The 12,113-nt window shown below is 56.8% G+C and carries 11 protein-coding genes; 7 read left to right on the forward strand and 4 right to left on the reverse strand.

Going from position 1 to position 12,113, the window contains the following annotated elements; all coding sequences use genetic code 11:
• Positions 1–3 precede the first annotated feature (3 nt).
• A complete protein-coding gene (ade, locus tag IAE55_RS32660) occupies positions 4–1,776 on the forward strand; it encodes an adenine deaminase (protein WP_200634886.1) in 1,773 nt (590 codons plus the stop codon).
• Between the two features lie 108 nt (positions 1,777–1,884).
• Here ade and IAE55_RS32665 read toward each other — a convergent pair whose 3' ends face one another.
• A complete protein-coding gene (locus tag IAE55_RS32665) occupies positions 1,885–2,439 on the reverse strand; it encodes a hypothetical protein (RefSeq protein ID WP_200634887.1) in 555 nt (184 codons plus the stop codon).
• A 226-nt stretch (positions 2,440–2,665) separates the two neighbouring features.
• Between IAE55_RS32665 and IAE55_RS32670 the strand changes: the two genes are divergently transcribed.
• Positions 2,666–2,806, forward strand: coding sequence for a hypothetical protein (locus tag IAE55_RS32670; RefSeq protein ID WP_163882826.1), 141 nt, complete (start codon positions 2,666–2,668; stop codon positions 2,804–2,806).
• A 128-nt stretch (positions 2,807–2,934) separates the two neighbouring features.
• Here IAE55_RS32670 and IAE55_RS32675 read toward each other — a convergent pair whose 3' ends face one another.
• Both IAE55_RS32675 and IAE55_RS32680 read right to left on the reverse strand, forming a co-directional pair.
• Positions 2,935–3,498 (reverse strand): DUF1700 domain-containing protein, encoded by a 564-nt coding sequence (locus IAE55_RS32675; protein ID WP_200634888.1) that lies wholly within the window; start codon positions 3,496–3,498, stop codon positions 2,935–2,937.
• Positions 3,495–3,839 carry a PadR family transcriptional regulator gene (locus IAE55_RS32680; RefSeq protein WP_105444336.1) on the reverse strand — a complete coding sequence of 115 codons (345 nt, stop codon included), beginning with the start codon at positions 3,837–3,839 and terminating at the stop codon, positions 3,495–3,497. The genes IAE55_RS32675 and IAE55_RS32680 overlap by 4 nt, the downstream gene beginning before the upstream one ends.
• 357 nt (positions 3,840–4,196) lie before the next feature.
• Between IAE55_RS32680 and IAE55_RS32685 the strand changes: the two genes are divergently transcribed.
• The 4 genes from IAE55_RS32685 (at position 4,197) to IAE55_RS32700 (ending at position 9,719) form a co-directional block, all read left to right on the forward strand.
• On the forward strand, positions 4,197–4,595 hold the full coding sequence (locus IAE55_RS32685) for a GntR family transcriptional regulator (protein ID WP_152399258.1): 399 nt from the start codon (positions 4,197–4,199) through the stop codon (positions 4,593–4,595).
• Positions 4,595–5,698, forward strand: a complete 1,104-nt coding sequence (locus tag IAE55_RS32690; protein WP_200634889.1) for a DUF1648 domain-containing protein — start codon at positions 4,595–4,597, stop codon at positions 5,696–5,698. Before IAE55_RS32685 ends, IAE55_RS32690 begins: the two co-directional genes overlap by 1 nt.
• A gap of 61 nt (positions 5,699–5,759) precedes the next feature.
• Positions 5,760–7,385, forward strand: a complete 1,626-nt coding sequence (locus tag IAE55_RS32695) for an alpha/beta hydrolase family protein (RefSeq protein ID WP_200634890.1) — start codon at positions 5,760–5,762, stop codon at positions 7,383–7,385.
• A 321-nt stretch (positions 7,386–7,706) separates the two neighbouring features.
• The gene (locus IAE55_RS32700) at positions 7,707–9,719 is read left to right on the forward strand and encodes an alpha/beta hydrolase family protein (RefSeq protein WP_200634891.1); all 2,013 of its coding nucleotides are present in this window, start codon (positions 7,707–7,709) and stop codon (positions 9,717–9,719) included.
• A 173-nt stretch (positions 9,720–9,892) separates the two neighbouring features.
• Here the strand turns inward: IAE55_RS32700 and IAE55_RS32705 are convergent, their stop codons facing one another.
• Positions 9,893–10,636 carry an IclR family transcriptional regulator gene (locus IAE55_RS32705; protein WP_105444338.1) on the reverse strand — a complete coding sequence of 248 codons (744 nt, stop codon included), beginning with the start codon at positions 10,634–10,636 and terminating at the stop codon, positions 9,893–9,895.
• A gap of 411 nt (positions 10,637–11,047) precedes the next feature.
• Between IAE55_RS32705 and IAE55_RS32710 the strand changes: the two genes are divergently transcribed.
• Complete coding sequence (locus IAE55_RS32710; protein ID WP_145138100.1) at positions 11,048–12,112, forward strand: alpha/beta hydrolase; 1,065 nt, start codon at positions 11,048–11,050, stop codon at positions 12,110–12,112.
• Position 12,113: the final 1 nt, after the last annotated feature.

Genomic DNA, 12,113 nt, shown 5'->3' on the forward strand with positions numbered 1-12,113 from the left:
AGCATGAACCGCAACCTTATTGCCGCCGCGCGCGGCGATCGACCATTAGACTTGGCACTGAATAACGTTCAGCTCGTGAACGTGTTTACCGGAGAGATTTATCCAGCCGCCATCGGAATCGCGGACGGCACCATCGTGCACGTTACGGAACCGGGCGTAACGGAGCTCGAAGCAGAGCGCGTGGTGGACGGAAAAGGCCAATTCGCCATTCCCGGCCTGATCGATACGCATCTGCATATCGAGAGCAGCATGCTCACTCCCGCACACTATGCGGAAGTAGTGCTGCCGCACGGCACGACCCTGATCGTGACCGATCCCCATGAGATCGGCAACGTCCTAGGCGAAGGCGGCGTTCGCTACATGGTGGACGCCAGCCGCGAGCTTGACCTCCGCGTCATGACGCTCGCTCCTTCTTGCGTGCCGTCCGCACCGGCGGTTGAAACCGCGGGCGCCGACTTTACGCCGGAAGTCATCGAACGCATGCTGGCCTGGGAAGGCATCGACGGCGTAGCGGAAGTGATGAACTATCACGGGGTCATTCATGAGGACCCCCGTATGATGGGGATTCTGGAGGCGAACGAACGCGCCGGCAAAATCCCGCAGGGGCACGCGCCGACCGTCGTCGGGCGCGACCTGTCCGCTTACCTGGTCGCGGGTCCCGACTCCGACCATGAATGCCGGACCACAGAGGAAGCCATCGCCAAGCTTCGTGCCGGCATGATCGTCGACATTCGCGAGAGCTCCTTCTCGCTTAACATGGCAGAAGTGGCCAAAGCCATCGTCGGCAAGGGTTACCTGCCGAACGTGACGCTGTGCACGGACGACGTCCTGGCATCCCACCTGATCGAACGCGGACATATCAACCATGTCGTCCGCCGTGCGATCGAGGAAGGCATCCCGGCCGTGGATGCGGTCCGGTACGCCACCCTGAACGCAGCCAACCGCCTGAACCGCAAGGACGTCGGTGCGCTGGCGCCGGGCCGGCTGGCCGACATCGTCCTGGTCGACGCCCTGGAGACCATGAACGTCTCGGACGTCTGGATCGGCGGGAAGCATATCGTCGAAGGCGGTGCGCTGATCGAGCGTCAGCAGCATTTGGAGCCACCGGCTGAATACCTGCAAACGGTGCATTTGTCGGAAATCCGCGAGGATGACTTGCGCCTGACCGTTGCCGATCCGAATGCATCGGAAGCTCGCGTGCGGGTCATCGAATATGATTTTAAACCAGGTGTGCCTACCGGCTTTATCGAAGCGGTGCTGCCCGTGAAGGACGGCCAGCTCGTTCCCGAAGCCTATGACGGCCACAAAGGCCCGCTGAACCGTGTTGCGGTGTGGAACCGCCATGGGGTGAACAACAACAAGGCCTTGGGACTGCTGGCCGGATTCGGCGTTGTAGAAGGCGCGGTGGCGACGACGGTCGCGCATGACAGCCATCACCTGGCGGCGCTCGGCGTCAGCACGGCGGATATGGTCATTGCCGCCAATGAACTGCGCAAACGCGGCGGAGGCATGATCGCCGTGAAGGACGGAGAGGTTGTCGCTTTCCTGCCCCTTCCGCTCGCAGGACTGATGAGCCTGGAGGAGGGCGAGGTGCTCGCGCCGAAAATCAATCAATTCGTCGATGCGATCCAAGCCGAGATCCTGCCCGGCAAAAACCCGATTCACCGCATGATCATGGTCACGCTGCCGGTCATTCCGCAGGCCAAAATCACCGACCTCGGGCTGGTGGACGTGGACAAGCAGGAGCTCGTGCCGATGATCATTGAAACGAAATAAAGCGCCCCTCGCAGGGCGCCTAACGATACGTATCCTTTACTAGAAAACCCCGCACGCAGACCGAGTTGGCTCGGTACCGCTGCGGGGTGTTTTTTTGATAATACAGCCCTATTCTTTGATACTATGAGACGTTGAATAACTGTCGATGATAGCGATCGTATCCACGATTCCGTCGTACTCCATCGCGTGGAAGAGCAGAAGGTTTTGGGCTGCTTTATCGTTTTTGGGTGCATTGTTCTCCAGGAACATACGCTTTTTCATATTAAAGACATAAGTCAATGGCGCATCGGGGGAGGTTGGCATATGAACGTTTCCATAAATGCTTTCGAACTCGTCTTTCGTCATGCCGATCTCGGCATTCAAGGCGGTTTTATAATGATCCTTTGCTTCCTCTCCGACCCTAAGGTAAACCAGCTTGCCCTCCCCATAAGCTGCTTCGATGCCCAAGCCGTATTCGAACACGCCGTTCGCCCGTTGTTTGCCCTGTCCCAATACGGCCTCAGCGTCCGCCTGCTTCATTCCATAATACACCTTTCGTCCATCCGCCTTGCTGACGATGCCCAAATCCTCCACGGTGAACTTTTTTTCATCCTCCTTTTCGCTGCTGCTGCAGCCTCCCAATGCCAGGACAAACAAGATCATTAGAGCGCAAGCGGTTCTCATAATTTCCCCCTCGTTTGGATTTACTAAATTTTACAACAGCTGGGGCGGTTCGCCAATCACGATTCCGGGATGATGACACTACGTCATCTGATGTTTCATTTACCTAGCAACAGGGTAAAAAAGATACACAATCCCCGTGACGGACTTTGCGTCTTCGGATCAGACTTAATTAAACTTGCTTCACGAAAATCCGTTTCAAAATCCCTGGCATTAGGAGGCCTGCAGAATGATCCATATGCACGGCATCATGCCCTATCATCCGTCTTACCCTAAGCCGCAGCCCGTTAACCGGCCGGTGAAGGAAGATGCGGACAAGAATAGGAGCTTTCAAGAGATTTTGCAGGAGAAAATCAGCCAGAACCGCTGATGCACCAAGGTCCCTGCTAGTCGGGCGCCAGGCGGAATCACCATCACGCCGATCAGCTGTATAAATTAGAAAGACCGTGCACATGATGCGTACGGTCTTTCTCTGTTCCGGTTAACATTTGCAAGTACCTATGCCGACACCCGGCCGCCCGGCAGTGATCTTCGATACTGGGTGGACAAAAAAGCCATATACTTTTTAAGACCTACCCAGCTGAAGTATGCGATCCCTCCAATGATGGCGCCAACGATCGCCGCGACCACCATGCTGTATTCCGTCGGGACCTCCATACCGGGTACGCCCATGCTGATCCAAGTCGCACCGAAAGTGCGGATGAGGCCCGCGGCCAGAATCAACAGTGTGCAAAAGCCAAAGCCGTAGGCAATCACGGCAAGGACCGGGATGACCATGATGCTCAGCAGCCCTGTCGTGCAGTAGAACAACGCCATAGCCAAAATATCGCGGAAAGATCCGCTCCGATGCCCCTCGACGAAGTGCTGGCTCCGGTACGCCTTGGCGAGCTTGCGGGGATCGCCCAAACGCGACAGGATCGCCGCCTCCGGCTGCCCGTTCGCGATACCCTCTGCAATATGGCTCTCGATTTCCATAACGGCATCCATCCGCTCTTCATCGGGAAGCTTCTCCAAGTACTTGTTCAATTTCTCTAAATAAGACCTTCCATATGGGCTGATCATAAGATCTCTCCTCCATAGATTTGAATTTGATCGACGCTCCGGCTGATCTTGTTCCATTCCGCAGACATCATCTCCACAAGCCGGTGCCCCGTAGGGGTAAGGCTGTAATATTTACGCGGCGGTCCTGCCTCCGATTCCTTCCAGAACGATTCGATGTATTGATCCTTTAGCAGCCGCCGAAGCAGCGGATAGAGCGTTCCCTCCGTCACGGCAAGCGGCTCCCACTGATCCAGCAGCGTCACAAGCTCGTATCCGTATCTCGGCTGCTTCGCGATAAGCTGCAAAATGCAGTATTCCAGGATGCCTCTGCGGACCTGTGAAGTCCATTCCGACATTTCCATTCGTTTGTCCGCTCCCTTCGTCACCATAATAACACCAGGTACTTTGCATTGCAAGGTACTATGTCAAAATAGTTCCGAAAACTAATTACAGTCATACGCGCGATGGTTCTGCGAACTATTTACAACGATATGTCCATTAGTTTGGCGAACTGATTTCAGTCATGCGTCCATGAATTTGGTGAAACATTTATAACCATACGTGCGCTAGTTTGGTGAACTATTTCAATCACACGTGCACTGGGTTGGTGAACTATTTACAATCGTACGCGCATCTGTTATATTTGTTGTATAACAGATGTTCATAATCTAACAATAAATTTGAACTACGCAGCATGTTGATGAAAGGAGGGCTCATCATTGATTATCCGGTTGGATATGCAGTCCGACGTGCCCATTTACACACAGCTCATGAATCAGATCATCGAAGGGATCGCCAGCAAACAGCTGGCCCCGGGCGAGTATCTTCCCTCCGTCCGCAGCCTTGCCTCAGATATCGGCGTGAACCTGCACACCGTCAATAAGGCTTACACGCTGCTCAAGCAGGAAGGATTTATTCAAATTCACCGGCAAAAAGGGGTTGTCGTGAACCCCGACGGCATGCCGGGAATCACCCCTGATTATCAACACAAACAGGAAGCTCAGCTTAGACCCGTCATCGCCGAAGCCATTTGCCGGGGCATGGATAAAACGGAGCTGCTGCGGATTGTGGAAAGCTTTTACGACGAAATCACCCAAGAACCAAAGGAGAATGCCTAATGTACTGGATATCCGTTTTGTTTCTGATCGCCATGTTCGTTCCCCTGTCGCTGTCTCTGATCTGCATGCCTTATTTGACGCGGGAAACCGTCAGCTTCGGCGTATCGGTCAGCGAAGCCGTGTATCACAGCGCTCCGCTGCGCCGCATGCGCAGGCAGTATGTATGGGCCAGCTCAGTCTCATATGGCGTGTTGTTGATCGCCTGCCTCCTCGCCATGCTGACTGTGCCGGAAAAGCAGCAGCCCTCTATCATCTCGGGATTTGTAGTGCTGCTGATCGCCGCTTCGGCAGTCATCAATCTGATTTTTTATACGAAAATGAAACGGTACAAAGCCACGCTTCCCCCGGAGACGTTGAACCCTTCCGTCGTGGCCGTGGATACGTCATTCCGCAGCGGGAACAAGCTGGTCTGGTCGAATAAATGGTTTCTGATCCATGGAGCCGTTGCCGTGATCAGCGCCGCCCTCGCCCTGGCTTACTACGATAAAATCCCCGACACGCTGAACATGAAGTTCAACTGGCAGGGCGAAGTGACCCGAACGGCGGTCAAATCGTACCGGACGGTTCTCGGCCTGAACTTGATGCAGCTTGTAATGATCGGGATCTTTATGACCACGAACTGGTCGATTCTCCGCAGCAAGCAGCAGCTTGACCCGGCCAATCCGCAGCAGTCGGTACGCCGTAACGCCGCCTTCCGCCGCAGATGGTCCATGTTCAACGTCGCGGCCGGCCTCATGATGGTGCTGCTGTTCTCGTTCGTTCAGTACAACATGATCTATCCGCTGAGCCGGGAGGTTATGATGCTTGTCAGCCTGATGATGCCCATTCTGATCGTCGTGCTGGCCATCGTGCTGGCCTTTTCCACCGGCCAGGGGGGACGGCGGATCGGCGGTCCATCTTCCGGTTCCGGGGCAACGCATGTCGTTAATGATGACAAATACTGGAAGCTCGGCAATGTTTATTTTAATCCTCAGGACCCCGCCCTGTTCGTGGAAAAACGTATGGGCATCGGCTGGACGGTCAACTTCGGCAGACCCGGCGCCTGGATTTTCCTGGTCGGTATCTTAGCTGTGATCATCATCGCTGCCCGAATTGCAAGTTAACCCGCCGGAACGCGATATGTCATATTATCATTCGGGGATATCCCCTTTAGGAGGAATATTTATGAAAAAGAAACGAACCCTAAGCGCGGTGGCTGCTGCTTCCCTGACGGCCATCAGTCTGTCTGTCCCTGCAGCGGCTGCTGCCGAAACTCCGGACGCCGCATCCTACGTCTCCATTCGCGAAACCGCAGTTCGATTGGGCGCCCAAGTCAGCTGGGACCCGAATCAGCGCTCGGTGACCGTCACAAAAGAAGGTACGAAGCTGGTACTGACGATCGGGCGCTCCACCGCCGTACTGAATGGCAAAACCGTGCCGGCCGGAGGAACGGTCCGGATTACCGGCCAACAGGCGATGGCTCCGGATGCCTTCCTGTCGGCAGCATTGGGCGGCACAGAGAGCGCCGAAGGCCCTTCTGAAGCCGCCGACCATGCCGATTTGTTCCTTCAGGCCTTGCGGGCCGGGAACGGAGCTGAGGCGGCCAAGGTCATGAGCCCCGCCCTGCAGCAGTCCCTGCCCGCTCAAACGCTGGGCGGCCTGTGGAAGAACTACGAGAGCGTCTACGGCCAAGTATCGTCAGTAGGCGGCAAGCAGGAAAGCGACAACGCCGTCCACCACAATGTGGCATACACGCTGCAGACGGCGGCCGTACCGCTTCAGATCACCCTTCGCCTGAATGCAGACCGCCTGGTGGACGATCTGAACATCGGCCCGGTCTCGGCGGGAGGATACCGGCCACCGGCCTATGATCATCCGGAGGCCTATACCGAGCGGGAGGTCCAAATCGGCGAAGGGGAATGGGCTCTTCCCGGAACGTTGACCCTGCCTGAGGGCCAAGGACCCTTCCCTGCCGTCGTGCTCGTACACGGCTCCGGTCCGAACGACCGGGACACCTCCATCGGCGGAGCCAAGCCGTTCCGCGACCTGGCGGCGGGATTAGCCACCAAAGGCATCGCCGTCCTGCGCTACGACAAGGTCACGTTTGAGCATACCTTTAAAATCGCCGCCAACCCGAAATTAACCGTCAAAGAAGAGACGGTTGACGATGCGCTGTCGGCGGTGAAGCTGCTGACCCAAACCCCGGGCGTCGACCCCGCCCGGATTTACATGGCGGGGCACAGTCAAGGCGGGTATGCGATGCCGCTCATCGTGGATGCCGATGCCAATGCTGGCCGGAACATCGCCGGCACCATCCTGCTCTCAGGCCCGAGCTCTTCCTTCATCGACGTTGCCGTGGAGCAGCAGGCGGAATTGGTTTCCCGCGTGAAGCAGCTGGGTCAGGATTCTGCGCCTTACGAGCAGCAGGCAGTCGTGTGGACCCAGGCCGCCAAGCTGCTGGACGACCCGCAGTACTCGGTCTCCCACCTGCCGGAGAGCTTTCCGATTCCACCGGCTTACTGGTGGTACGATAAGAAGGATTACAAGCCAGCCGAATTAGCCAAAACGCAGAGCGGCCCGATGCTCATCCTGCAGGGCGAAAACGACTGGCAGGTACCGATGCATGAATTTGAGCAGTGGAAGGAAGCATTAAAAGGCCGCGCCGATGTGGAGTATAAGTCATTCCCGAAAGTAAACCATCTGCTTGCCGAATATGACGGCCTCTCTACCGGTTCGGAATACGCACAGCCCTCCAACGTGACACCGGCAATCATCGATACGATCGCAAACTGGATCGACAAACAGAAATGACCGGACATAAGGCGTCGGCCGGCAGCGGGAACCCCGACACTAGATGGCTTAGACGCCCGCCAGCTAATAACGCCACTTAAGATACACGGCAAGCCCCTTGAACCGGATCAAGGGGCTTGTTTTTTGTGTCTTCCTATTGAGATTGGTAAACCCATCGATGTTTGGGATGTTTGGGATGTTTGGGATGTGTGGATTTGTGGTCACGCTCTCCCCTCCTGCGCGGATCCGCGGATGGATTTCCCGCCGGAACTCTGGGATAATGTGGTTTAGAATCTGATTGCTTCATACCTATTCCAATTTCATGCTTAGGAGGCCCTGTCCATGAGTGAAAAACGTCCCATTACCGCCGATGACTTGTACCGGATGCATTGGGTCAGCGACCCTGCCGTATCCCCCAAGACCGGCGCTGTCGCGTACATATCGAAAACCGTTAACGACCAGCATGGGGGCTACACCTCCCATATTCGCCTGATCTCGCCGGACGGACGGGAGGATACCGCCTTTACCGCCGGCGAGCAGGACGCCTCGCCAGCGTGGTCTCCCGACGGCTCCAGGCTGGCCTTTCTGCGCAAGAAGGGCGATGCCCGCCAAGTCTGGGTCATGCCCGCGCACGGCGGTGAAGCCCAGGCCGTAACGGAGCTGAAGCACGGCGTCAGCGCCTTCAAATGGGCGCCCGACGGCAGCGCCCTTCTGCTCCGCGCCGAGGCTCCTTCGGCCGATGAAGCCGTCGGTGCGGACTCCGGAGCCCAAGCGGAGAAGGCCGGCAAGGACAAACAGCCAGACGAAAAAGTGATTCATCGTATAAAATACAAGGCCGACGGCGCCGGGCTGTGGAATGACCGCAGAACGCATCTGTTCGTTCACGATCTTGCCACTTCGGTATGTACGCCGGTCACTTCGGGCGACTTCGATGTGTCTTCGTTCAATTGGTCGCCGGACGGCAGCCGCATTATCTATACCGCCACACATGCCTCCGCTTCCTTCCCGGATCCGGACCTCCGCCTGACCAACGATTTATTCGTGGCGGAGCGGGACGGCGGAAACGTCCGCCAATTGACGGATGGGCGCCTGAGCATCGGGTCCATCGCCTACACGCCGGACGGCAGCCATATCCTGATGCTGGCCGACGACCTGAACTGCGGCTTTGCCACGCTGACGCGCATCTATCTGATTCCCGCTGAAGGCGGCGAGGCACGCGCCTGCTATGAGGACCGGGACGTACAGCTCGGACACGCCTGCGTTGGCGATATGCGCGCGGGAGCCGGCAGTCCGCCCGTCTTTAGTGAAGACGGCAAGTATGTCTTCCTGCAGCTGAGCGAGGACGGCGGTGTCAAGGTCGCCCGCTTTGCGCTGGACGGCTCCGATTCCGAGATCATCGCCGGCGGCGACCGGGAAATTTACCAGTTCGCCCTGGTACCGGAAGGCAGGCTGATTCTCGCTTCCGCAGATACGCTTCATCCGGGAGATCTGTTTGCCTTTGACATGGCAAACGGTGATGAGACACGGCTGACCGACTGCAACAAGGAGCTCTTCAGCGAGCTTGTGCTGAGCGAGCCGGAAGCCTTCCGCTTCGAAGCCTCGGACGGCTGGCCGATCCAGGGATGGATCATGAAGCCGGTCGGCTTCAAGGAAGGCTCCAAGGTGCCGGCCGTTCTGGAAATCCACGGCGGACCGCAGGCGATGTACGGCTGCACGTTCATGCACGAGTTCCAGCTGCTCGCCGCGGCCGGATTTGCCGTGTTCTACACGAACCCGCGCGGCGGCCACGGGTATGGCCAGGCCCATGTCAATACGGTCCGCGGCGATTACGGCGGACGCGACTACCAGGACCTGATGGATGCGGTGGACTATGTCCTGTCCGCCTATGACTACATCGACGCCTCCCGGCTTGGCGTCACCGGCGGCAGCTACGGCGGCTTCATGACGAACTGGATCGTCGGGCATACCGACCGGTTCCAAGCCGCCGTCACCCAGCGTTCGATCTGCAACTGGGTGTCGTTCTACGGCGTCAGCGATATCGGGTACTATTTTACCGAGGACCAGATTTGGGGCAATCCGTGGGACGATCTGGAGAAGCTGTGGAAGCATTCCCCGATCGCTTACGTGAAGCAGGTGAACACGCCGCTCCTGATCCTGCACGGGGAGCAGGATCTCCGCTGCCCGATCGAGCAGGGGGAGCAGCTGTTCGTGGCGCTCAAGCGCCTTGGCAAGGAAGCGCAGTTCATCCGTTTTCCGGGAGCCGACCACAACCTGTCCCGCAGCGGCAATCCGCATCTGCGCACCCGCCGGCTGACCCATATCGTACGCTGGTTTGAAGAGCATATCGAGCACTGATTTCACTGACTTCACTGATGCCATTGATTTCTAATTCATAAATTCTATAATCTAAAAAAAGCCCGCCATACCGGATTTCCCCGGTATGACGGGCTTTCTCTATAACGATGACGCAGACAGTTTGTTTTCTTATTCTCTTCATCCGTTCACAACCTCAGTGGGCTTACGTCCGTTTACGGAATCATCAGCCCCATTTCCCGCGCCGCTTCGATCAGCACGGGAGCAAACTCATTCAGCGTTTCGCTGGACAGCCGGCTCACCGGGCCGGATACGGACAGGGCAGCGGCGACGTGGCCGTTCCGGTTCACGATCGGCACCGCCACCGCGGCGGCGCCGGGCTCGCGCTCCTCGATGCTCGTCGCATAGCCCCGCTCACGGATGTCCTGCAGCTGCCGCACATAGCTGCCGCCCTTCACCAGCTCTGCCCAATCCGGATCGCTCAGGAGCTCCTCCTGATCGGCAGGCGCGGCAAACGCCACCAGCACCTTGCTCGACGCTCCCACCGTAAGCGGCAGGCGCGCCCCGACCTGCGCCACCCTCCGGATGGCCTGGTTGCTCTGCACCGCCTGAATCCGCAGACGGTCCTTCCCGTCCCGCAGGTACAGGCTGACCGTCTCACCCAGCCGGTCGCGCAACCGCTCCATCGCCGGCAGCAGCAGCACCGCCGGATCGTCGCTTTGCGATAAATGCGTCGACAGCTCCCATACTTTAATACCAAGCCGGTATTTTTCCGTCGCCGCATCGCGGACGACGAAAGCCTTCTCTTCAAGAGTCGTCATCAGCCGATGGACGGTGCTCTTGTGCAGTCCGATCATTCCGGCGATTTCGGTCAGTCCCAGCTCGCTGTTCTGCGTAAAACACATCAATATATCCAGTGCCCGTTCAACGGCACGAACCGTTAATTTGCGGTCTTCCATTCCGATCCCGCCCCTCAAATGTTTCACCACATGAAACATGGTTACATAAATTATAAGAAATTCGCCGGATAAAGTCTATATTTTCTTCTTTGACCCTTTCGCAAGAAGACGCCAATACGTAGCTAGTGCCAATGTCCGGCTTCGCTGCACTCGCGCACCACCGGGTGCCCCTCTGCATGTGCAAGCTCATGCCGCCGGGCACTCTATGCTCATGTCCGCATCAGGAGGACAAGGGTAGCCGGCAGGTGAACTATGGAGCGGTTCACTATTACAATTGTCTAACAATTGTCCGCCCCGGATTGACTTTGACCTCAGGCTTGCATAGGATATAGAGTAAAATTTTATATGTTTCGTAAACGAAGCCCGGAAGTTAAACTTAATATAGTAAAGTATTTATAAGGAGGGGCACGCATGAACATGACATCCCGTAACGACGTACATCTTCCCCGCCCCCTGCCCGATACACCATTACCGTTATCTACGCGAATGATTCGCTTTAAGCATATTTTGGTGGCACTGCTCTTGTCTGTTGTATTTTTCCTGCTCTTCTGTTTCATTGCGCTGCATGCCTACATCGCCTGGGTGTTGTCCAATCCGACAGTCGCCCCCTTGTACTCCAATCCGATGCAGGCCAAGTCCATGAAATACGAGGACATCACTTTCCCGGCCCATGACGGCAGCCGGATGATGCAGGGCTGGTACATTCCAGCCGCAGGATCAACCAAGACGATCGTGTTCAGTCACGGGTACGGCGCCAACCGGGAGGAAACCTGGATTCCGATGTACGATTTGGCGCATTTCGCCCACCGCTTAAATTTTAACGTCATTATGTTCGATTACGGTTTCGCTTCCCAGAACAGCAAAGCCGTCGCGACGGGCGGCAAGGTGGAAGCCCAGCAGCTGCTGGGGGCCATCGATCTGGCCAAGCAGCGCGGGGCGAAGCAGATCGTAGTATGGGGCTTCTCGATGGGCGCTGGCACCGCCCTTCAGGCCGGACTGCAGACGAAGGATGTCGACGCCATGATTCTCGACAGCACCTTCCTGCTCGAGCCGGATACACTGTACCATAACATCAAAAATCAGATCGACCTGCCGCGGCATCCGTCGCTGGAAATTCTGCAGCTGCTGTTCCCGGTACTGAACGGCACGAGCCTGAACCAGATTCCATACCAGCAGGTCAAAAAAGAGGATTATCCGTTCCCGATCTTTTTTATCCACGGGACGGAGGACGAGAAGGCGCCTTATCCAATCGCGGAGAAGCTTGCCTCCAACCAGACTAATCCGTATTCGGACGTCTGGATTGTGAAAGGCAGCCACCACGAGCTGATCTTCCGCGAACACTCGCGTGAATACCTGCGCCGGGTGTCCACCTTCCTTGGCAATATCAAGCTGGCTGAGCAGAAGGATATCGACAATGACCCTATGATAAGAAAAACGTCTATCGACGTACCTTCAAAGAAGACAGACCGCGATTAGC

The sequence above is a fragment of the Paenibacillus sp. S28 genome, from assembly GCF_016624415.1.
GTDB lineage: Bacteria > Bacillota > Bacilli > Paenibacillales > Paenibacillaceae > Paenibacillus_AQ > Paenibacillus_AQ favisporus.